A 22,666-nucleotide genomic window follows, 5' to 3' on the forward strand; every position below is an offset into this window, starting at 1 on the left:
AATATAGCTGGCTATCATGAATCGCAAGTTCGGTAAACACCCATTTCAAGCGAGTCTGCAAACCAAGTTTTTTCTAACATTCGTGGTGCTGCTGCTTATCGTGCTTGGCAGCTTTCTGGTCTATGTCAACCTCGTTGTCATTCAACCGCTTAAAGAGAAAACGGAAAATGAAAAGCTGATGTCAGCAGAGAAGGTCAGCGATCAGCTTGATATTTATATCGATAGCCAAAATCAGCTATCTCAACGTATTTTGTCCAATAAAGATGTTTATATTTTGCTCGCCGATGATGCCGCCTCTCAAACCTTTGAAGGCTTGTCCCGCAGCCGCAAGCTGAAGGATATTATGTTTCAGGCGATTGGGCCGAGCTTGAACATTCAGGATATGATTATCTACAATCTAGAAGGCTCTGCATTGGTCTCCTATATTGGCTACGACCGGACGCCGCCCTCCTTAAAGCCGCTGCTGGAAGACAGCGAGACTTCAGCGATTTGGAGCAGAAGCGGTTATTTGCTCCATCGTGAGGAGGCTGGAAAAGTCTCTTTTATTCGCCCGATTATCAATCAAAATGGGGAAATTTTCGGTTATTTGTCGATCCAGCTGGACCAAGCTTATTTGCAAAGGCCTGCGGAGGGACTAGCTGATAGCGAGGTGTTTGTTTTAGGGCAGGACGGTCAGCTCATCTCAAGCTCCCAAAATGCCGAGGTTGATAAAATGCTGCCTACACTGGAGCCGCGGTCGGGAGCAAGCGGCATGTATATGGATCATGAGCAGAACTACGTAACTTATTACAAATCCAGCAGCTCGGATTGGACAACCTACATTGTCACGCCAAAACAAGCGGTGCTCGGCCCCGTCAGCTCGATCAGCAACATTTCCATCCTGCTCATTACTTCGCTGATGCTGTTTTCCTTTTTTTACATTTATTTTTCTGCGAAAAATTTGTTGCTGCCGATTCGCAAGCTGCGCAGTCAAATTTTGCGCGTCAACTACAGCAATATGAATGTGAAGGTGGATAGCCGCTCGCATAATAATGAGCTGATTTTGCTCAATGAATCCTTTCAAGAGCTGCTGGAGCGGCTGCAGCAATCTATTGAGCGCGAGAAGCTGGCGCTGCATGAGGAAATTAAAGCGCGGAACTCTGCGCTGCAAGCGCAAATTGCGCCTCATTTTATCCATAATGTGCTGTATTTGATTAGCATTGCTGCCCAGGAGGGCAAGGATCAAGTCGTGCAGGATATGTGCAAGCAGCTTTCGGACAGCCTGCGTTATGTCGTATCCTCGCCCTATCAGCATGTATCGCTGTCGGACGAGCTGGCGTATACGCGAAATTACTTGTCGCTCGTCCAGCAGAAATATGAGGATGATCTGGAGTGGGACATGGAATCCGATGATTCAACAGGCTTAATCCAGCTGCCAAGGCTCGTTATCCAGCCCTTTGTTGAAAATTGTATTGAGCACGCTTTTAAAAATACCGACCCGCCTTGGCGAATTTCGATTCGCTTCAAGCTGTATAACGGGCTGTGGGCGATTGAGATAAGTGATAATGGAGAAGGGTTCTCCGACGATAAAATCAAAGAAATACTTGGGAATATAGATGATTCCGATTCGGGAGCGCTTGAGCTGAAAACGAACAGCACAGGCATTGGCAATATGGGCATGGTGAATACGGTCAACCGGCTCAAGCTGATGTACAAAAATCGCCTGTTTTTCAATGTTTACAACAATGCAGATACGGGCAAAGGCGCAACGATCCAAATTATCGCATCACTGACGAAGGATTTTTACTGATGAGGAGGATAAGCGATGTTCCAGGCTTTAATTGCAGAAGACAGCAAGCCGATCCTTCGCAATATTAAGGCGCTGCTGCAAGCGACCGAGCTGCCGATTCATATTGCCGCAACAGCAGCGAATGGCGAGGAAGCGCTGGCAGCTATGCGGCAGCATCGCATCGACATATTGCTTACGGACATCCGAATGCCGAAAATGGATGGGCTGGCGCTTATCGAGCAGGCGAAGCTGCTTCATCCGCAGCTCAAGGTTGTGCTGATCAGCGGCTATAACGATTTTGAATATACGCGCAAAGCGCTGAATTTGCAGGTGTTCGACTACTTGCTCAAGCCTGTTGAGCGCCATCAGCTGCAGGAGGTTATGGAGCGGATCATTGTCCAACTGAAAGAGCAGCAATCAGGGGAGGCAGGGAGCTTTAAAGATATTGTTGATCCCGATTTTCACGCAGAGCTTAGGCTGGGGCCGGAGTTTCGGGAACAGACGAAAGCGCCTTTTCTCATCCATAAGCAGCCCTTCTCGCCGAATAAGGAGCAATGGAAGCTGAGCGTGCTGCAAGCCGGTTTGACGGAGGTTTTTGCTCCGCATGACTGTTGGGTTTTTCCGACGCAGCAGCCCTATCAGTTTTTTATGCTTGTAAATCTTTCAGTTAAGGATAAATACCCTTCCGCTTATGAATGCATGGAGGCGGCGCGAAGCGGCTTGCTGAAGGAAGGCTTATATGCCTCGCTATGCGGCCAGCTGCAAGCGGTCCCAGACGGCAGCTTGGCGGAGTTTTATCAGCAAATGTCGCGGCTTATGAAGGAGCAGCTATCTATCACTGGCCCGCTGCTGCTGGATAAAGGCTATTCGGCGCTGCCGCTGGGCGCCGACTCTGCGATGACTGAGCTGCTCTCGAACAGCTTCGTGGACATGATTCGCCAGCGCCAGAAGGAGCGCTTCGCCTTAAAGCTGGCCGAGCAGCTGCAAAAATGGCAGAGCAGCAACGTTCGCCTAGCGGAGCTGGAGCGTTTTCTGGCGCTGCTGACCGAGGCCTTCGGCAGCTCCCTGTCCGAGCAGGATCCATGGAACAAGCTCAAGCTGACGGAGCAGGCGAATGCACTGCTGGAGCTGGGCAGCTTCGCAGATTTTACCAAGCAGCTGCTGCTCTGGGCAGAGCAATGCTTCGAGCTGCTGCAAAATCAAAATCGCAAAAGCGGCTCCGAGCTGTTCCAGCAAATTGACGAGTATGTGCAGATGAACATGTATTCGCATGTATCCATTGCCGATCTCGCGCAGCGATTTCATGTCAGTCCCTCCTATATCAGCCGAATTATGAAGAAATATGCGGAGAGAACTTTCGTCCACTACTACTTGAATTTGAAAATCAAGGAGGCGTGCCGGCTGCTGGAAACGAAGCCGGAGATGAAAATTAAAGAGCTGTCCGATGTGCTATCGTTCAGCGACCAGCACTATTTTTCCAAGGTGTTCAAGGAATATGCAGGATGCAGCCCAACGGAGTATAAGGAGCAGCTCAAGAGCTTATAAAGTATCGGTAACTGGTTTCGTCCAGCATGAAAATAGGAGGGTCTACGATGAGGACAAGCTGGCTTTATGAATAAAACAGAGCGATTGTTAGCGATTTTACTGGAGCTCCAACGTAAAGGCATGATGCGCGCTGAGGATTTGGCTGCGGTATTTGAGACGAGCGTTCGCACGATTTATCGTGATATGCAGGCGCTCAGTGAATCCGGTGTCCCGATTATCGGAGAGCCTGGTATCGGCTATTCACTCATGGAGGGATATTTTCTGCCGCCTATTAGCTTTACCGTGGAGGAAGCCGTGACCTTATTGGTCGGTACGGTTTTTGTCGAGCAGCAGTTCGATGAGGGATATACGTCGAAGGCGAGAGTCGCACGCGGGAAGATCGAGGCTATATTGCCAGAGCGTGTCCGTGAGGAAGCGGACCGCATCAGCGCAGCCATCAAGCTGCTTGCGCCCTTTGATCCGCTTGCGGGCGGATTGGATAAACAGAAAATCAATATTTTGCGTACCGCAATATTAGAGCAGCGTAAAATACGTCTCGACTATAAGAAAACGTATGCGGATGAGGATGGAACCCGGCATAGCACCCGGACAGTCGCACCATATGGACTCGTGCTTTCGCAGGGCAATTGGCTGCTGCTGGCCCATTGCGAGCTGAGGGCATCGCTGCGCCATTTCCGCTTGTCGCGCATGGAGCAGCTTGCTTTGCTGAATGAGCGCTTCAGACGGCCACAGGACTTTGATCTGCAAGCTTATGTACCCGAAAATGACCGCAAGCTGCCCGTGCGCATATGGGTGAATCCCGATATCGCGGATAAAGTGAAGGAACAAAATAACTTTTATATGGAATCATTTGAGGAGAACGAGGACGGTTTGTACGTGAATTTTCTTGTTCGTGTGCAGGAGGAGCTGCTGCATTGGATACTTGGCTGGGGTTCAGGCGTCGTTGTGCTGGAACCGGAATCATTGCGCCTGCAGATTCGGGCAGAGGCTGCTAAAATCTTGGAAAGCTACTGACATACAGATGTCAGTAGCTTTTTCTTATACTGGGGCTATCTTACCAAAAGGGGCTGTGAAAATTGATAAATACGCTGCAATCTTTGAATCAATTTGAACCATTGAAGGCGCAATATGAACGGGAGCTGGAATTATTCACGCTTGAACAGCTGCAGAAAAAGCCGTCTGAAGCTGAATGGTCGATCGGTCAAGTTTATGTCCATCTAATCAACAGTGCCATATACATGCAGCTTAGTTCTGCTGAGCAATGCTTGAGCGGGGAGTCGCCAGCTTCCGATAGCCCTAGCGATTCAACTAGCGAAATGAAGGAAAGGAAGGAAAGGAAAAACGCCATTTATGCCGAAGGCAGCTTGCCGCCCATTCGCATTCACGTTGATCCTTCTCCGGGATATACACCCATTCAGCCTAGCAGCAAAGAAGAGCTGGTACAAGGAATGGGCGAGGTGCTGCGCCGCATGAAGGAATTGGAGCCAGCGCTTGCGGGGGCGCCGGAGCATCGCACAATTCCACATCCGGGTTTTGGTGACATGAACGCCAAGGAATGGTTTTTGCTCATCGAAATGCATTTCCGCCATCATCTGCGCCAACTGGAGCGTTTGAAGCCTTTTGCGGCTTCGATATAACAGCTACAGAATCGACTGCGACTGCGGGAGCTGTTCCACATTGTGCTTCCGCAGCTTGCGTTCGCGCTTAAGCTTGTACATTGCTTTATCTGCACTGTTCAGCAAGGAATCCCCATCTAGTCCGTCTCGCGGATATAGGCTGATCCCCATGCTAAGCTTGGCGAAAAGCTGCTCATTCCCATAGCGCAGTGAACGGCTCGCGAAGCGTTCCTCAATCTCAGGAATAATCTCATAAACGCAAGCCGCAGAGGGGAGCGGGCTAATAAATAGGACGAATTCGTCCCCGCCCAGCCTTGCTACCATGCCTCGGCCGCCGACGCTTTCTTTGATAATTCCAGCCGTATGCCGCAGCAGAGCATCACCTGCATCATGCCCGAAGCGGTCATTCGTTTCTTTAAATTCATCCAGATCAATTAGCACGACAGCGAGCTGATGCTCCTTCCGCGCAGCTTCGGCAATGGCTGCCGCCAGCCTTTCATAGAAGAAGCGGCGGTTCGGCAACTCGGTCAGCGCGTCGTGGTAGGCGAGAAAGGCAATCTGCTCCTGATGTTCCTTGATCAGCGTAATATTGCGGAAAATAAGAATGACATGCGGTTCATTATCCACCGTCACATAATCCCCATCAATCAGCACCGTAAGCTCTCTTTCTCCATTATGAATTTTCGTCTCCAGCTCTTTAATTTCCAGCTGGTTTCTGAGCCTTTTTTTCAGCTCGGCACTAGCTAACGCATCGAGTCCAGCATGCTCCAGCTGTAAATGGTCAAACAGCTGCTTTGCACTTGGATTGGCTTCTTTAATGGTGCCGGAGCTCTCAACGAGCAAAATAGCGGCTGGATTTAAATTGAATAGTTGCTCATATCGCTGTTTATTGGAGTTGAGAAACTCAAATCTTTGCATAGCGAGCCGCAGCATAAAGCACCAGACAAGACCGCCGTATAAATAAGAGTAAGGGGGCAGTGTATTTTCGAATTGGAAATAGCCAAAGAAACCAACCCAAAGCATCGTAATAATGGTGCCCGCAATCATAAGCCGATAAATAGGCTCCCGTTCGTGATCCTGAGAAGCTCTAACCCGGGCTTGACCAAGCAATAGAAACACAAGATACACAATGGCAATCAGAATGCTGCCCGTCATGGCGGCGAAATAAGGGAAATTGTATACGGGATATTTCCAAATGCCAACTTGAACGAACTCTTGGGAGGAAATATATTTTTGGCTGCTGAAAATGTTGAAGGGAATAATCAGCAGCGGGATGTAGAAAATATAGGGATAAATCCAACGCGGAAGCCGCTTGTCCATGCCGGAAAATTTGGAGATGAAATGCACGCCAATTCCAGGTATGGCGATGCCAACGTTAGAAAACCACAACGCAGTAAGAGCTGGGCTGTATTCAATGGGAAGCAGAAACCGAACGTACTCCTCCATAAACAGAATAAAATAACAAGCGATGATAAGGCTGACGAGCTGATGCTCAATCTTCTTCGGGTTGCGGTACAGGACATCCAGACCCATATAAAAAAATAAAAGCATCGGGAGCAAATAGGCGCCCAGTGAAACTAATACTTCAGACAGACTCAAGGCCCCTCTGCCCCTTCCGGATTTATCTGATCTGCATGCTATACGAGCATCTTACCTCATTTTAGACAGTTCGTCGCTATTTGTCGATTTGAAATATATTATAGTTTCCATTTGAAAATAGGGGCAGCAAAAAAGGAAGGGAATATTCCCTTCCTTAATGGCCCGAAGGCAGCTCGCACCGCCTCGCGCGGTTAGAAATTGAAGTTGTCTGGGTCTGGGCCTACGCGCACATTTTGATTCAAGCCGTCGATTTGTGCCATTTCTTCTGCGGAAAGTTCGAAGTCGAAGATGGCGGCATTTTCGATAATCCGATTCTCTTTAATCGATTTAGGGATGGTGATGATGCCATTTTGCAAATCCCAACGCAAAATGACTTGAGCTGTCGATTTGCCATGTTTGTCCGCAATGGCTTTCAGCACAGGTTCATCGAGCAACTTTCCCTGCATGAGCGGTGACCACGCTTCAATGACGATTCCGTGCCCGCTTGCAAAGCTTCTGATCGCTTGCTGCGTCAGGCGGGGGTGAAGCTCAATCTGATTGACCATCGGCACAATTTCCGCACCATCCAGCACATCTTGCAGATGATGGACATGGAAGTTGCTGACGCCGATTGCTTTCACGCGGCCTTCTTTATACAAGGTTTCGAGCGCACGCCAAGCTTCCTTATATTTGCCCGGTTTAGGCCAGTGGATTAAATAAAGGTCCAAATACGCTAGTCCTAGCTTTGCAAGGCTAGTCTCATATGCGGCAATTGCCGACTCATAGCCAAGATCGGAATTCCATGCTTTGGAGGTAATGAACAGTTCTTCACGGGCAACTCCGTACTGTTCCATTGCTTCTTTGATTGCTTGGCCGACGCCCTCTTCGTTCTGATATACGGCTGCGGTATCGATGCTGCGGTAACCATTTTTGATCGCGGCTTTAACCGAGCTGACGACTTCCTCGCCGTCTTCTACTTTAAATACGCCAAGTCCAAACCAAGGCATTTTGACGCCGTTATGAAGCGTGACCGTATCCTGCAAATGTTGTGCTGTCATGAATAAACTCTCCTCCTGAAAAATAAAATGTATACTTGAGCCGCAATGACATTTGCAGCATTTAGCTCGTAGCTGGCTGACAATTGTAATTATGCACCCTTACACCTGTAAAGAACAGTACGTACTTTAAAGTGCCCATTATACTAAAAAGTAATCTTTTCCCAATTTACCGCCACGCAGCCATTTTCTCCGCGCCCCTTGTGTTCGGGTAGTATTTTTGGGACAATAATGTTAAAGAAGAACGGATCGGTCGTTCAATGCAGTGGAAAGAGGAACAATCATGATGAAACCATCCATTTATGGATTAACCTTCGAGCAGTTAACCGCCTGGCTGCTGGAGTATGGACATAAGAAATTCCGCACGACTCAGGTGTGGGAGTATTTGTACCGAAAGCGGGTCACGTCCTTTGAGGAAATGACGGACGTCAATTCGGAGTGCTTGAAGGTGCTGGCAGAGCATTTTGCCATCCAGACGCTGGCAGAGCACACGCTTCAGGAATCGGCGGATGGCACGCGCAAATTCCTGTTCAAGCTCAGCGACGGCAATCTGATCGAGACGGTGCTGATGCGGCATAAGTTCGGCTTGTCCGTCTGTGTGACGACGCAGGTGGGCTGCAATATCGGCTGCAGCTTCTGTGCGAGCGGGCTGCTGGCGAAGAGCCGCGACCTGACGAGCGGCGAGATCGTTGAGCAGGTGATGAAGGCGCAGCTGTACCTGGATAAGGAGCAGCAGGGCGATCGCGTCAGCCATCTGGTCGTAATGGGCATCGGCGAGCCGTTCGACAACTATACGAATCTGGTCGATTTTCTGCAAGTTATCAAGGATCACAAGGGGCTGGCGATTGGCCCGCGGCATATTACCGTTTCAACGAGCGGTTTGACCAAGAAGATTATGGATTTCGCCGACAACGATCTCGGCGTCAATCTGGCGATTTCCCTGCATGCGCCGAATAATGAGCTGCGCACGCGCATTATGAAGATCAATCGCGCATTGCCGATTGAGAAGCTGATGGAAGCGATCGATTATTATTTGGCGAAGACGAAGCGGAGAATTACGCTCGAATATATTTTGCTCAAGGATGTGAATGATCAGGTGGAGCATGCGCTTGAGCTGGTCGAGCTTGTCCGGGATAGAGGGTCACTCGTAAATGTGAACCTTATTCCTTATAATCCGGTCGATGAGCACAGCCAGTATCAGCGCAGCGAGCCGGAGTCGATCCGGGCGTTCTATGATACGATTAAGAAAAACGGCCTTAGCTGCAGCGTGCGTCTGGAGCATGGCACGGATATTGACGCCGCCTGCGGGCAGCTTCGCAGCAAGCAGATCAAGGCGTCCAAGGATCAAGTGCCGCAGGAAAGCGCGGCGAGATAGGGCATAGCAGGCATACAGCAGCAAGGCATACGGGCATTTCCGACTGCTTTTTTACAGGCGGCAGGGAATGCTTTTTCTAAAATATAAGCATTTATAAGCGCCGCGCCGCCAAAGGATGGCGCCAGCCGTTTCACCTTGTGAAGCAGCCTTTAATGAAAGACGGTCTTCGCAACTTGATGCGAATTAGGTTAGAATGAACAATAGAATGCTGGACAGGAGCTGTTAAGATGTCGAAAGATAGAGAAGAAATTATATTAACGCAAGAGGGGCTTGCCCAACTGGAAGCAGAGCTTGACGATCTCAAATATGTGAAGCGCAAGGAGCTCGCAGCCCGGATCAAGCTGGCCATCAGCTACGGCGACTTGAAGGAAAACAGCGAATACCATTCAGCTAAAAACGACCAGTCCTTCATGGAAACCCGGATTATTATTTTGGAAAAAATGCTCAAGAAGGCACGTGTCATTGATGTGGAAGCGCTGGATACGAGCCAAGTCAACATTGGCTTCACCGTGATTTTGAACGATGTAGAATTCGCGGAGAAGCTGGAATACAAAATCGTTGGCACTGAAGAGGCCGATGTAGCAAGCAATAAAATATCCTATGAAAGCCCGCTTGGCAAAGAGCTGATGGGCAAGGAAGTAGGCAGTATTATTAGCGTGAACGCGCCTATGGGCATCATTCAATACGAGCTGCTCGAAATTAAGGCGTAAAGCACCAACTTATTCGTGGTCAAATAGAGGAGAAATGGACAATGGCTAGAAAAAAAATCATTCATACAACGGTAGAAGACAAGCTGAATCATAAACTAACGGTGCTGCTCAAGGAATGGGCGGGACAAAGCGGCTTTTTTGGCTACAAGGATATGGATTTTGAGCAGGTGCTGGCTTTAGTGAACACAGCTGGCTGGAAGACGGAGCTGGATGATTCCGATCCGGCGGTTCGTTCCGTACGCATGGTCAAAGAGGATACAGTTAGAAAAGCGAAGTTTATTTTGGATGACAAGGGCCGCGTTATTAAAATCGACTAAGGTGTAAGGCGGACAGACTGGAATCGACGGCCTAACCTTCCATTACAACATACCTGATTGCCTCGGTAATAGCCCAGCGCGCAGAGAGCTTCCCTTGCGGGGAAAGCTGCCTGTGCGCCGGGCTTTTTTTCATTTCGCAGCCAATATTGAGCCCAAGCTCCATATTTTCGAGAAAAACGGCAATGCTAATGTTACGAAGTTTACAAAGCATTTACCGTACCCTAATACAGCTATAAACTTTCAAACGTATACTAAGGACAAATAATGAAATGAGGCGTTCTATGACAGCCGATCCGATTGCTCAATTTGAGAAGAAGATGATCATCCGCAATATAGAAACGGCAGATATCGACCAGATTATTGCTTTGCAGCTCATTTGCTTTCCTAATATGGCCCCGTGGAAAAAAGTTCAGCTAGAAAGCCATCTTCGCATTTTTCCAGAGGGTCAAATTTGCGTGGAGCTGGATGGCGATATTATTGGCTCCTGCTCCAGCCTGATCGTCAACTTTGATGACTATTTGGAGCAGCATACGTATTCGGAAATTACGGATAAAGGCTTTATCCGCAATCATAACCCGCGTGGCGAGAGCCTGTATGGGATGGAGGTTATGGTGCACCCCGAGTACCGGAGGATGAAAATCGGCAGACGGCTGTATGAAGCGCGCAAGCGGCTGGCCGAGAAGCTTAATTTAAAAAGCATTATCGTCGGAGGTCGAATTCCCGGCTATCACAAATACAGCGACAAGCTGACGCCGCGGGAATATGCGGAGGAAGTGCTGCAGCAGAACATTTATGATTCGGTGCTGACCTTCCAAATGATGAACGGCTTTACGCTTAAGCGGATTTTGACGAACTATTTGCCCGATGATGACGATTCGATGAGCTATGCCTCCTTACTGGAATGGAACAATATCGACTACAAGCCGAGCAGCAGTAAAATCCATTATAAGCTCTCGTTTCCGGTGCGCATTTGCGTCGTGCAATATATGATGAAAAAAATCGACTCCTTCGAGGAGTTTGCGACGCAATGCGAGCATTACGTCGATGTAGCGGCCGATTACAAATCAGATTTTGTCGTGTTTCCTGAAAATGTGACGATGCAGCTGCTCTCCTTTCTCGATGACCGGTCACCCAGCCTTGCGGTGCGCAAGCTGACGACATTCACAGCTGAATACGTGGAGCTGTTTACGGAGCTTGCCGTGAAATACAATGTAAATATTATCGGCGGCTCGCATTTTGTGGAGCGAAATAATCGCATCTACAATGTGGGGCATTTATTCCGCCGCGATGGGACGATCGAGCAGCAGTACAAGCTGCACATTTCGCCAAATGAGCGCAAATGGTGGGGCATCAACGGCGGAGACAGGCTGGAGGTATTCGATACCGACTGCGGCAAAATTTCCATTCAGCTGAGCAGCGACATTGAATATCCGGAGCTGTCGCGCGCCGTGGCGGAAGCCGGTGCGCAGCTGATTTTTGTCCCCTTTTGCGCAGAGGATCGCCAGACCTTTCTAAGGGTTAAATATTGCGCCCAGGCGCGGGCGATCGAAAATCAAGTGTTTACGGTTACCTCGGGAACGGTCGGCAATTTGACCCATGTGGACAATGTCGATATTCAATATGCGCAGTCCGGCGTATATACGCCAGCTGATTCCTCTTTCCCGCGCGACGGGATTGCCGGAGAGTGCAGTGAAAATACAGAGACGATTATCATGGTCGAGGTCGACATGGAAATTTTGCAGCGCTACCGCAAGTCCAAGGATGTACTAACGTTCCGCGACCGCAGGACGGATATTTATTCCTTGCAAATTCATTCGTAGCATAGGAGGCGCTTATGAGGCCATTTTTGGTTGCAGCTGTGCAATATAGCTTGACGGGCATTACGGCCGAGGCGGCATTTTGGCAAAAAATCACGGCTACCATCCAGGAGGCTGCGGCACGGGGCGCGGATCTCATCGTATTTCCCGAATATATGACCGCACATTTGCTGGGCTTTACGGAGGAAATGGATCATGAGGCAGCCTGCCGATACTTAGACAGCTACACCGGGGATTATATGGCTTTGATGCAAAAAAACAGCCGTGAGCAGGGCTTGATGATTTTGGGCGGCACCCATATTTGCAAGGAAGACGGGAAGTTTTACAATAAAGCATTTTTGTTCTTCCCGGACGGACGGATAGAGACGCAAAGCAAGCTGCATCTCACGCCAGAGGAGCAGACACGCTGGCCGCTGGCGGCAGGGGACAGCCTCAATATGGTGGAAACAAGCTGGGGCAAGCTGGCGATGCTGACCTGCTACGATATAGAGTTTCCCGAGCTGGCTAGGCTTGCTGCCGATCAAGGCGCGGAGCTGCTGCTGTGTCCGTCCTATACGGACACCTCCTTCGGCTATTACCGGGTGCGCCTTTGCGCGCAGGCTCGGGCGATTGAGAACCAGCTGTTCGTTGTGCTCAGCGGTATCGTTGGGGAACTGGGCGAGGATCGTCCGCAGGTTGACCGCGGCTATTGCCAGGCGGGGCTGTTCACGCCCTGCGATGTTCCTTTTGCCGAGGATGGCATATTGGAGACGGGCGAGCTGAATCAGGACATGTTCGTGATGGCCGAGCTGGATTTTTCCATGCTGCGCACAAATCGGGAGCAGGGGTTGGTCTCTCCTTTTTATGACCGACGTCCTGACCTTTATAACCACCATGAAAATAGGCTGCTGAGGGAGTGCTGAAGATGGAATATTCAACGTATGGCCGCCATGTCGCAATGGACGCTTGGGGCATTGCATTCGAGCATTTGAACGCCGCTGATCTTCTGAGTCAGCAGATGGTACAAGCAGCAGAGGCGAGCGGCGCGACGATTTTATCCGTACAAGCTGAGCAGTTCGAGCCGCAGGGGGCGACAGTGCTCGTCATGCTGTCGGAAAGCCATATGTCGATCCATACGTATCCCGAGAAGGGCTTTGCCGCGCTTGACTGCTACACCTGTGGCGATACCGTCGATCCTCATGTTGCGATTCAGGCGATGCTCGTGTTCCTTCAACCGCAGGAAACGGCTGAGGTGAAAATAACGAGGGGCATGGGCGAGCTTGTTATTACTCGTTTTCCGCTTGCCAATCACGTGGAGTGTGACGCATCCATTCCAGCTTCGGTCCTTGGGAGCGAGCAAGGGGGAGGGAAAATGAAGCCGTAGCCGAGCGGCGGTACTAGTGTGCCACGAATACGAGTGCGAATGATTCTGCTGAATTCCCGCTGCTGGTGGACACCAGAGCCGTTATTTTTGAAAAAATAACGATTTTGGGATTTTGACGGACACCAATGATCTCATTTTGTTATTTTCCTCTTCTTTAAACGCCGTTTCGGTGAAATAACGGATTTGTAGTCCGCTCAATTAGATTTTGTTCCTCTTTTCTTCAAATAGCGGATCTCGTGTCCGTTAGAATGAACATGCGCCGGGTGTTCCGCTCTGTCTCCAGATTAACACGATCACGTGGCAAATAAACAAGCGCCAAGCCTTCTGGCTTGGCGCTATTTGTAATGCGCATATGCATATGCTTCGATTTCATGATTCAACTGCTTGCTGGAATTGCTAGCCGATGCGGCTATGAGCAGCCAGCGCAGCTAGCATTAGACCGTGTGGCGGAAATAGTGACGGCGGTAAATGCAGCGTTGGCCGGAGCGGCAAGGGCTGTCGCATAGTTATTAGCGCTAGGTGCCCGCTCATTGGCAGCTGTCTGATAGCTGATGAAGCCTAGCTGGAGTAGCACAACTATGGCGATGAGCCAGACCCTTTTTCCCATGAAAAAGCCGGGTGTATCCCTTTCCTCATAATGCTCCCCACTCTTCAACAGGCGGCTTGCGAACCAGTAAGACAGCCCGAGTGCGACAATGCCAAGCAGCGCAAGCGTGACCGATTTGTTCAGCAGTGTCCACAAATAATCGTAATATTTGATTGTGAGAAAGAGGAGCCAGAAGAAGAAGCTTCCGGTTGTTTCCAGCGTTTGCTCACGCTTGATGAACAGGAATACCGCAGCCGTCAGCAGAAGGAAGGCCAACACATTAAACAGCGTTACTGAATAAGCAAATACCGGGTCCAGCGATGTCATCCATAAGAGAAAAATATAGCTGAATAACAGGCTGCCCTCTCTCATGTGGGCGCGCCGCTCGCCATCGGCTCCTGTGAATGAGCTGCCGTAAACTGCCGCATTAAGCACAGTCAACGAAATGATGATGATGGAATAGGCATCGTGTATGTTTTGGAATAGCTGATAAAGCACAATCACGGCGGCAATATTCATCAGCATATAGGTGATCAAATGCTGCATCCGTCCTTGAAGGCGAAGCCAGCTGATGACGGCAATAGCCAGGAAAATGACGCTCAGCGGCGCTTTCCCGATCCAGGCGATGGACACGAGTCCCATGGCGAAGCCAACCGTAAACACCGTGTAGCGAACGACCGCATTTACGCGTGGCAGCAATAGCATCGGTACGATGAACAGCAGCGATAAGGCATAAAGGGCATATGGCGTCTTCAGCGGCCCATTCTCATCCGTTAGCAGCACGACAAGGCCAATAACAGAAATGCTGCCGATGATGATGCCAACAATCGTAATGACTGTAGAGACGATGCTGCCCAGCAGATGGTGGTCAGTGATCTTTTCTGCTGTAGTATTCACGAGCTGCTGAGCAGCTCCCGAAGCAGGCTCTTTAACACTCTCAGTGGTTCTCTCGGCAGCAGTGGTTTTATTGCCTAACCTGTTCATATAGCGGAAAAACAGCACATTTGCCGTAAGCAGCGCGATAACGAACAAGATGCCGAGCACGAAACGGAAGACGGACTCGGTTTCCAGCGAGAAACGGATGAATTTTGCTACCGTATATGCCGATGCAGCGAGTGCGGTAAGAGTCAGCATCGTTTTATCAAGCCGTATGCGCATGAAGTAATAGAAGCAGGCCGCAATGACGGCGATATCCAAAACATTCATGAAAAGCGATAGGCCGGCATAGTCAAAGGCGCCAGCGAGGTTAAGCAGCGAAATATGCAGCATTACAAAGCTTGCCAGACGAACGATTTCAGAAGTAAGCCGCTTAGTCTGTGCCAGCAGGAACAGAGCTAGATTGAACGCCACAAAAGTGGAATCGGCCAGCAGGGTGTTCATCTCCACATTAGGCGTAAACAAACGATAATCGAACAAAAAATACAGCGTGAAATGCGCCAGTACATAAGTGAGCACGTATAGCGGCTTGTATCGCGTAATCCACGCGAGCAGCAGGCTCGGCAGAGTTGAAATGAGACAAATGACGAAAGGAGGCTGATGCAGATTATAAATTTGGTCAGCAAGCGCTGCGGCTGCTCCAAAGGCGATGCAGCCTGCGATTAGGAGTATGCCGCTTAGAAAAGCGGACAAGCCAAGCGGCAGCTTGCTCCGGGAGAAGCCGAAAGACAGCATATAGAAAAAGAAAACGAATCCGCCGGAGGTCAGCATTTTGTGAGAGCTGCTGAGTCCGCTCCAATTCGCAGCGAATAAATAGAAAATAGCCGCAAGCAGCAATGCAATGCCCATCAGGAAGCCCATTCTTATCATGTTTATACGCAGCATAGCGTTCACTTGCCTTTCCCTGGGAGTATACGCCTCATTATATTCTCCTGTTTGCCAGCGAACTAGTACTCACTTTTTATAGTACCGAATCGCCCAACAGCAGCTCGAAACTATTTTCCTGATTTTAGCGTTTAGATCATAGGAGTACATGGTTGAGAGAAGGGATTGGTTTCTAATGGTTCTGAAAATCGTGCAGGCAGCAGCTGTTTGTATTCTGCTGCTCACGGGCTGCTCCGCAGCCGAGAATGCGCCGCAGTCTAGTACAGCGTCATCGGCCAACACAGCATCACCTGAAGCTGAAGCGACGCAAGTGCCGGAAGCTGGTTCAGCGGTGGAGCCAGAGTCTTCCGCAGCTTCAAGTCCGAGTGAAACGGCTGGTGCATCCGCCAACATGCCCGCCGATTTTGAACCGGGGATGGACATTGATTGGGAAGCGGCTCAATCCGAGCTGAAGGAGCAAGGGATGGCGGAAGCGCTGCACGCGAATTTGGAGGCGCTGCTGAAGCAGGATCAAAAGGCATTTAACAGCACCTTTCTTGATCAGGCGCATGCGGAGCCGTTTCAGTTTTATTTGAGCTATTACCACTATTATTTTACGGGAATCGGAGATGTCACTTACTTTGACTCTGGCAATATCAATGTAGTTGTAAAGGTCGATTTATGGTCGGAGGCAGGTTTTGAAGAGAACAGCGCAATGACCTACACCTTCCAAAAAAACAAAGAAGGCGGCTACAAAGTCGCCGTTATCGATTAAGCGGTCTATACCGTCGGCTTGCTTTTTCACCTTAAAACGCAACTTCGTCTTAGTAAGAAGCGTCTATATTTTCAGCATATCAGAGGAAAAAATGACTAAAAAATCTGGAGGTTTTAAGGAAATGGGATTCAAACGGGCGCTTCTGCTCCTCTTATTATTTATATTGATGATTCCGGCAGGCGTAGCACCAGCTTCTGTACAAGCTGCGGCAGCGCCGACGATTCAAATTGTGCTGGATGGCGAAGTGGTAAGCAGCGATGTCCCGCCGTATTTGCGGGAGGATTTGAACGTAACGATGGTGCCGCTGCGCGTCATTAGCGAAAGTCTGGGCGCACAGGTGAGATGGTCGCAGGCGGCTAAGCAAGTAACGATTAGTCAGGATGATACGATTATTACGATGGTTTCGGGGCAAAACAGCGCTTTTGTCAACGGCAGCGTCATTACGCTCGATGCGACGGTTCAGACCGTGAGCGGCCGTGTCATGGTACCGCTGCGTTTTGTCAGCAATCAGCTGGGCGTTGCTGTGAGATGGGATAATGAAGCCAAGGTCGTTAATTTGTACAAGGATACCGTTAGTCCGGCGCCAAGCACGCCAGCGAGTCCGGTCGCAACGCCTGCTCCAACACCATCGGCTACCGCGAAGCCGAGTCCAACGGCGACTCCGATACCCACTTCTACACCGGCCCAAACACCTGCTGCTCCAACAGAGCCGCTGCCGTCGGTAGTCGTACCGACTCCCGATGCGGGCACCGAGCTAAGAGGAGTTTGGGTATCGACGATCTACAATTTGGATTTTCCTTCAACGGCTTCCTATGGGAAACAGGCTGTGCAAGAGAAGGAATTTAAAGCATTGCTCGATGATGTGCAGGCGATGGGGATGAATGCCGTATTCGTACAGGTTCGTCCATCGGCTGATGCGCTTTACCCATCATCGCTTGTCCCTTGGTCGAAGGTGCTTACGGGCAAGCAAGGGGTGGCGCCTGCCTACGATCCGCTGCAATTTATGCTGGATGAGACGCATCGCCGCGGCATGACGTTCCATGCCTGGTTCAATCCATTCCGGGCGAATACGGATACCGATACGAGCAAGCTCGCTTCCAATCATGTAGCGGTGGAGCATCCCGACTGGGTGCTGACCTCCGGCTCGCAGCTGCTTATTAATCCTGGCGTTCCGGCAGCACGGCAGCATGTCATTGATGTCATTATGGAGGTTGTGAACAATTACGATATCGATGGCGTTCATTTGGACGATTATTTTTATCCGTCCAACATTACGCTGAGTGATGATGCAACGTTCAAAGCCTATAATAGCAAGAAGCTGGCAACCAAAGCGGAATGGAGACGCAGCAACATTGATGAATTCGTAAGGCAGCTCGACGAGTCGATTCATAGCGTCAGGCCGACGGTTGCTTTTGGCATCAGCCCATTCGGTGTATGGCGCAATAAATCGCAGGATGCGAACGGCTCCGATACGAATGCTGGAGTGACTGCATACGACAGCATGTCGGCTGATGTGCGCAAATGGGTCAAGCAGGGCTGGATCGATTATGTCGCTCCTCAAGTGTATTGGAGCATGTCCCTCTCCGCAGCACGTTACGATAAAGTGGTAGATTGGTGGGCAGCCCAAGTGGCGAACACGGGTGTCGATCTTTATATCGGCCATGCCGCCTACAAGCTGGGAACGAAAGAAACGGGGTGGCAAACTTCGGAGGAAATCATCAAGCAGCTGAAATACAATACGAAGCATCCTGAGGTGAAGGGCGATATTTATTTCAGTGCCAAAGACCTGCGCAAAAACCCGCTCGGCATAATTGATGCTTTGAAAAGCTACTACGGGAAGTAAACTCGAACAGCATCCAAACGCACTTCTATATTTATAAAATAAAGCCAAAACAGCCGCTGTGCCCTTTCTAAGGAAGGGAACAGCGGCTGTTTTCTAAAATATAGGAAAGAATATCGTAACGCGATCCGATCTCTACTATGTCGTCTAATTTATAAAAGGTCCTGGCGTGCCTGCTTCAAGGCATCCTCAAGCCCACCCTCAACTATCGTCAGTGGGACAGATAGCATAAGATTGGTTGGCAGCTCGAAGTTCTCAACCTGCATGCCATCCTGATAAAGTCCGGTTTGTGAATCAATGCCGGGCAGCAGCTTCTCTGCCTGTGTGCGCTTATCGCTGACGAAGCCGTAAAGCTTCTTATTCATCGCGTAGCCAAGCCCGCACTCAAATACAGTGCCGGAATCCGGCTCGTGCCCGCGAAAAGGGTTCAAGTTGGCGATGATAATATCGGCCTTCTGCACAAGCTTGACGTTGCCAGCGAAAATCGCCTGCGCCGTCTCCCATTTTGTCGGTGAAGGCTTAATATCCTTATCAAGTGGGAAAATGCCTTCAAAGCCGTATGCCTCGCACAGCTCCTTCATTTGCTTGCCCAGCGCCACAGCATCGGTGCGGAACACCTCAAAGCCCGCCATATATACTTTTAGTTTCCCTGTTGTCGTCTCGTCCATTCCCATTCTCCTTCGTGCCTAAGGCACGTTTTTAAGCTTTATTCTACTACGTCTCTAAATAAAGTAGCAATAAAAAGGCAGCTGCCCGGCTTGACTGGCTGGTCATCCAAGTCTATACTGGAACTAATTTGAAGAAGGAGGCTGATGTTATATGAGCACAATGAGCAGAGAATTAATTGTAATGGCGTCGGTCTCTACGGACTTAAGCTAAGAAGACGGATAGAGCAATAGGCTTATGCTGGGCAAGGCGCAGCAGGGCTGCTTTTGAAGCTTTTTTTGTGTCCGCAGGAGACCAGGTTGGTGTCTTGCGGACTTTTTTCAAATATAAGCCTTTGTAAGTTTCACGCTTATAATCGGCTTATATTTCACCCTCGAAACGGGCTCTAGCCGCCGAATGGTGGATACGGCCCTTTGCGACTGTGCGCGCAGATGTTGCCCCTTGGCATCGCTGTGCGAGAAAAAGACCGCAGGATTATGCTGTGGTCTTTTTTGTTGTACCTAAATAACTCATTATCCAATAAATGGAGGAATACGATTTGACATTGAAACCAGAAAATCAAGAAACCAAGCAACAACCAGGAACGCCAAAACACAACTCGCTGCTGCAAGCCTATGGCTGGAATGAGCATTGGGAAGCGGAGCTGCAGCGCATAGCAGCAGTAGGTGTGCCGCTGGTGCCAGCTCGCGTTGTGGCGCAGTTTTCGCATCAGTACCGAATTGTGACGGAGGCAGGCGAGCATGCGGCCATCGTCACTGGGAAGTTCGAGTTTGAAGCGGTCAATCGCGGTGATTTTCCAGCGGTAGGCGATTGGGTGCTGGTGCAGCCGCTCCCCGGTGAAGCGAGGGCCGTTATTCATGCGCTTCTGCCCCGCCGCTCGGCGATGGTACGCAAGGAGGCGGGTCAGCGGGTCGATATGCAGGTGATCAGCGCCAATCTGGATTATGTTTTTATAACGAACGCCTTGAATCAGGATTTTAATTTGCGGAAAATAGAGCGTTACTTGCTCGCTGTCTGGGAAAGCGGAGCGAAGCCGGTCGTACTGTTGACCAAGGCCGATCTTTGTGAGGCTCCCGATCATTATACTGCTCTGGTGGAGGGTATAGCTCCCGGTGTTCCCGTCCATGCCGTGAGTGCTTTTGAAAATCAGGGGCGGGAGGCGTTGGCCGAATACTTGCTCCCCGGGCAGACGATCGCGATAACCGGCTCCTCCGGTGTTGGCAAATCAACGCTGCTTAACTGGCTGGCAGATGCCGAGAAGCAGCGCGTCCAGGACATTCGCGAAAGCGACGCCAGAGGGCGGCATACGACGACGCACCGCGAAATGTTTGTGACGCCGAGCGGCGCGATTATCGTTGACACGCCAGGTATGCGTGAGCTGCAATTATGGGAGTCGGATGAGGGGATGGATACTACCTTTTCCGATATTGGAGAGCTGGCTGCGAGCTGCCGTTTTCAAGATTGCCGTCATGAGCGGGAGGAGGGCTGTGCGGTCAAGCAGGCGATTGCGGATGGAACGCTGGAGCAGCGCCGCTTCGCCAACTTCAAGAAGATGGAGAAGGAGCTCGCTCATATGGCACGTAAAGAGGAATCGGTGAATAGGCGCACAAAAAAACAGGCCGAGAAGCGCGTATCCGCTAAATCCCGGGTAGGCAGACGGGCGGCTTCGGCCTATGCGGGCGATATAGGCGATGATGAATAAATAACTCAACAGCGACTAGAAATATGCTGAAAGCAGACTATATACAGACTTAATACTGGTTAAATACAGGCTCTGAAAATGCGAATAACGAAAAACCGCCTGCTCCCGAAATTCCGGAGGCAGGCGGTTTTTCGCGTCCAGCATACGATGGATCTGCGGTTTAAAATTGTTTTCCAGAAATCCGTCAATGTCTGCAGGCTTTATATGCCCCGGTTCATCCTCGGACGGCAGCTGGCCGCTGTGCTAATCCAGTTCCAAGATGGCTGCCAAAAATGGGCGGGGGGTTAAGGCTGTGGGCTTAAATCCAGCTCGTACGGCGGTCATATGGTCGTTATGTCACAGCTTAAGCGCTGACTAATACGCCATTTTTCAAATGTAAAATCCGGTCGCATAAATGCAGCACACGCTCATCATGGGTAACCATAACGGCGGCTTTTCCCTCTGTTTTCACCTCACGGGCGAGCATCGCCACAACATCCTGTCCACGGCTCGCGTCCAGGCTCGCCGTCGGCTCATCGGCAAATAAAATAGCCGGGTCATTCATCCAGGCGCGCGCAATGGCAACCCGCTGTTTTTCTCCGCCGGAGAGCTGATTCGGATAGGCCGACCGCCGATGCAGCAGGCCCAGACGCTCCAGCAGCATGGCAGCACGTGCCTTGGCGGCTCGCTTATCCCTATCAGCCAGCTTGGCGACGAGCATCAGCTGCTCCTCCACCTTCAAATACGGAAGCAGATTAGCGCTTTGAAAAATAAAACCGATGTTATGCAGCCGCAGCTTGCTGAGCTGCTGCCCGTTTTTGCCGGCAAGCGATTCGCCGTCGATGAGCACCTCGCCGCTCGTCGGTGTCAGAAGCGCCCCTGCAATCGAGAGAAAGGTGCTTTTACCTGAGCCGGAAGGCCCCATAACCGCGACGAGCTCGCCCGCCTCTACTTCAAGCGATAGCTTATCCAGCACGGTCAGCTCGGTATCGCCATCATGATAAACCCGTGTAATTTCATTCAGCATAAGCTTTGACGTTGTCATCCAGCAGCCCTCCCTATTGCATCCAGTGCATCAGTTCGCGCCACTTGAAGGACTGAAACAAGCGATCCAAGCAGCGACATGGCGATAAACAGCAGGCAAGTATACAAGGTCGTGACTGGCGATAGCTGAAATGGCATTGAAGCGGGCAGTGCCGCCTGCATGACCGCGACCAGTATGCAGCTTATGGCCAAGCTGGCGGCAGCGAGTACGAGCGCTTGAGCCACAACGCTGCGCGCTAAATAGAACGTTTTGGTGCCAATCGCTTTAAGAATGCCGAATTGGCTCGACTTCTGAATGGTAATGACGTAGAAGAAGACGGCAAGCACGAAAGCGGAAATGACGAACAGGAAGCCGATCATCATCATCAGCGAGCCTTGCTCTTCCTTGTAGCCGGGTATGCTGGCTACCGCTTGCTTATTTGTAATGATCTCCGTACCTTCAAGCTGCTGTGAAAGCAGCTCCGCTTCTGCATCTGTTGCTTGTATGGCGATGGCGTTGAAGGGAGCGGCAAATGAGGGATCAGCAGCAGCCCGGCCAGCCATTTGCTGCTTCAGCTGCTGCCAGTCGCGCAGGTTCATAAATACGGCAGGCGTATGGCTGAACGACTGATTTTCCGTAAAGCCGCTAACGGTCCACGTGAGTCCTGTCGTTTGGTCATGCAGCAAGCTGCCGACGGTAATGCCTTCCTCCGCCAGCTTGCGGTCTACGACAACTTCCCCAGCTCCCGTGTTAGGTACGGCTAAGCCGGAGACGACCGTTGGAGCGAGCCAACTGCCCATGTCCACACCAAATAACGTAATGTCTGTTTTCATTCCATCTGTTCCGCCGGTTACCGTCGTCATCTGCACGCCAAGCCGCTGGGCCTTCGCGTCGCCAATGACCGAACGGGCGGTGTTAAGCTCCTTCTCCCCAACGATGGAGCGGGCGAAGCGCTGGCTCGCGTCCTGCTGCATAAGGAAATGGGTAGCAGGCATATTTTCAACCGCAGAGGCATTCGCATATGCGAGCCCACCCGCAAGTCCGGTTACGAACAGGACCAGAAAGGAAACGAGCAGCATAATCGCCATAATGAGCAAATAACGGGTTTTGGCAAAACGCATTTCTCTAAGAGCTAAATACATTCTCATCC

General features: G+C 50.5%; 20 protein-coding genes. 13 read left to right on the plus strand and 7 right to left on the minus strand.

The features are described from left to right. Positions 1–16: 16 nt before the first annotated feature. The 4 genes from ABEW34_RS18915 to ABEW34_RS18930 all read left to right on the plus strand — a co-directional run bounded on the left by ABEW34_RS18915 (position 17) and on the right by ABEW34_RS18930 (position 4,950). Positions 17–1,789 carry a sensor histidine kinase gene (locus ABEW34_RS18915; protein WP_430160771.1) on the plus strand — a complete coding sequence of 591 codons (1,773 nt, stop codon included), beginning with the start codon at positions 17–19 and terminating at the stop codon, positions 1,787–1,789. Between the two features lie 15 nt (positions 1,790–1,804). Beyond that, positions 1,805–3,313, plus strand: coding sequence for a response regulator transcription factor (locus ABEW34_RS18920; RefSeq protein ID WP_430160773.1), 1,509 nt, complete (start codon positions 1,805–1,807; stop codon positions 3,311–3,313). Between the two features lie 66 nt (positions 3,314–3,379). Beyond that, entirely contained in the window at positions 3,380–4,327 is a 948-nt protein-coding gene (locus tag ABEW34_RS18925) for a helix-turn-helix transcriptional regulator (RefSeq protein ID WP_430160775.1), read from the plus strand. A gap of 65 nt (positions 4,328–4,392) precedes the next feature. After that, a complete protein-coding gene (locus ABEW34_RS18930) occupies positions 4,393–4,950 on the plus strand; it encodes a DinB family protein (protein ID WP_430160955.1) in 558 nt (185 codons plus the stop codon). 3 nt (positions 4,951–4,953) lie between these two features. Here ABEW34_RS18930 and ABEW34_RS18935 read toward each other — a convergent pair whose 3' ends face one another. Both ABEW34_RS18935 and ABEW34_RS18940 read right to left on the minus strand, forming a co-directional pair. Next, positions 4,954–6,528 carry a diguanylate cyclase domain-containing protein gene (locus tag ABEW34_RS18935; protein WP_430160777.1) on the minus strand — a complete coding sequence of 525 codons (1,575 nt, stop codon included), beginning with the start codon at positions 6,526–6,528 and terminating at the stop codon, positions 4,954–4,956. 191 nt (positions 6,529–6,719) lie between these two features. Beyond that, positions 6,720–7,565, minus strand: a complete 846-nt coding sequence (locus ABEW34_RS18940; protein WP_430160779.1) for an aldo/keto reductase — start codon at positions 7,563–7,565, stop codon at positions 6,720–6,722. Between the two features lie 280 nt (positions 7,566–7,845). On the opposite strand from ABEW34_RS18940, the gene rlmN reads away from it, so the two are divergent. From rlmN to speD, 6 genes are all read left to right on the plus strand, one after another. Continuing rightward, the gene (gene rlmN, locus ABEW34_RS18945) at positions 7,846–8,937 is read left to right on the plus strand and encodes a 23S rRNA (adenine(2503)-C(2))-methyltransferase RlmN (RefSeq protein WP_430160781.1); all 1,092 of its coding nucleotides are present in this window, start codon (positions 7,846–7,848) and stop codon (positions 8,935–8,937) included. A gap of 227 nt (positions 8,938–9,164) precedes the next feature. Next, on the plus strand, positions 9,165–9,647 hold the full coding sequence (greA, locus tag ABEW34_RS18950) for a transcription elongation factor GreA (protein WP_430160783.1): 483 nt from the start codon (positions 9,165–9,167) through the stop codon (positions 9,645–9,647). Between the two features lie 41 nt (positions 9,648–9,688). Continuing rightward, positions 9,689–9,964, plus strand: coding sequence for a hypothetical protein (locus ABEW34_RS18955; protein ID WP_430160785.1), 276 nt, complete (start codon positions 9,689–9,691; stop codon positions 9,962–9,964). 269 nt (positions 9,965–10,233) lie between these two features. Next, on the plus strand, positions 10,234–11,784 hold the full coding sequence (locus ABEW34_RS18960; protein WP_430160787.1) for a GNAT family N-acetyltransferase: 1,551 nt from the start codon (positions 10,234–10,236) through the stop codon (positions 11,782–11,784). A gap of 14 nt (positions 11,785–11,798) precedes the next feature. Continuing rightward, positions 11,799–12,683, plus strand: coding sequence for a carbon-nitrogen hydrolase family protein (locus ABEW34_RS18965; protein WP_430160788.1), 885 nt, complete (start codon positions 11,799–11,801; stop codon positions 12,681–12,683). Between the two features lie 2 nt (positions 12,684–12,685). Beyond that, positions 12,686–13,144, plus strand: coding sequence for an adenosylmethionine decarboxylase (gene speD, locus ABEW34_RS18970; RefSeq protein ID WP_430160790.1), 459 nt, complete (start codon positions 12,686–12,688; stop codon positions 13,142–13,144). A gap of 220 nt (positions 13,145–13,364) precedes the next feature. Here speD and ABEW34_RS18975 read toward each other — a convergent pair whose 3' ends face one another. Continuing rightward, positions 13,365–13,517: a hypothetical protein gene (locus ABEW34_RS18975; protein ID WP_430160792.1), complete on the minus strand. Its 153-nt coding sequence runs from the start codon at positions 13,515–13,517 to the stop codon at positions 13,365–13,367. Positions 13,518–13,553: 36 nt separating this feature from the next. After that, positions 13,554–15,551 (minus strand): DUF2157 domain-containing protein, encoded by a 1,998-nt coding sequence (locus tag ABEW34_RS18980; RefSeq protein WP_430160957.1) that lies wholly within the window; start codon positions 15,549–15,551, stop codon positions 13,554–13,556. Between the two features lie 148 nt (positions 15,552–15,699). Here ABEW34_RS18980 and ABEW34_RS18985 point away from each other — a divergent pair, with 148 nt between their 5' ends. Continuing rightward, positions 15,700–16,305 carry a hypothetical protein gene (locus ABEW34_RS18985; RefSeq protein WP_430160793.1) on the plus strand — a complete coding sequence of 202 codons (606 nt, stop codon included), beginning with the start codon at positions 15,700–15,702 and terminating at the stop codon, positions 16,303–16,305. Positions 16,306–16,426: 121 nt separating this feature from the next. Beyond that, complete coding sequence (locus ABEW34_RS18990) at positions 16,427–18,148, plus strand: family 10 glycosylhydrolase (protein ID WP_430160795.1); 1,722 nt, start codon at positions 16,427–16,429, stop codon at positions 18,146–18,148. Between the two features lie 149 nt (positions 18,149–18,297). Here the strand turns inward: ABEW34_RS18990 and ABEW34_RS18995 are convergent, their stop codons facing one another. Beyond that, positions 18,298–18,813: a nucleoside 2-deoxyribosyltransferase gene (locus ABEW34_RS18995; RefSeq protein ID WP_430160796.1), complete on the minus strand. Its 516-nt coding sequence runs from the start codon at positions 18,811–18,813 to the stop codon at positions 18,298–18,300. Between the two features lie 542 nt (positions 18,814–19,355). On the opposite strand from ABEW34_RS18995, the gene rsgA reads away from it, so the two are divergent. Continuing rightward, complete coding sequence (gene rsgA / locus ABEW34_RS19000) at positions 19,356–20,513, plus strand: ribosome small subunit-dependent GTPase A (RefSeq protein WP_430160959.1); 1,158 nt, start codon at positions 19,356–19,358, stop codon at positions 20,511–20,513. A gap of 343 nt (positions 20,514–20,856) precedes the next feature. Here the strand turns inward: rsgA and ABEW34_RS19005 are convergent, their stop codons facing one another. Both ABEW34_RS19005 and ABEW34_RS19010 read right to left on the minus strand, forming a co-directional pair. Beyond that, positions 20,857–21,537, minus strand: a complete 681-nt coding sequence (locus ABEW34_RS19005) for an ABC transporter ATP-binding protein (RefSeq protein WP_430160797.1) — start codon at positions 21,535–21,537, stop codon at positions 20,857–20,859. Beyond that, a complete protein-coding gene (locus ABEW34_RS19010; protein ID WP_430160798.1) occupies positions 21,534–22,658 on the minus strand; it encodes an ABC transporter permease in 1,125 nt (374 codons plus the stop codon). The genes ABEW34_RS19005 and ABEW34_RS19010 overlap by 4 nt, the downstream gene beginning before the upstream one ends. Positions 22,659–22,666: the final 8 nt, after the last annotated feature.

It is taken from the genome of Paenibacillus algorifonticola (genome assembly GCF_050481745.1).
GTDB lineage: Bacteria > Bacillota > Bacilli > Paenibacillales > Paenibacillaceae > Pristimantibacillus > Pristimantibacillus algorifonticola_A.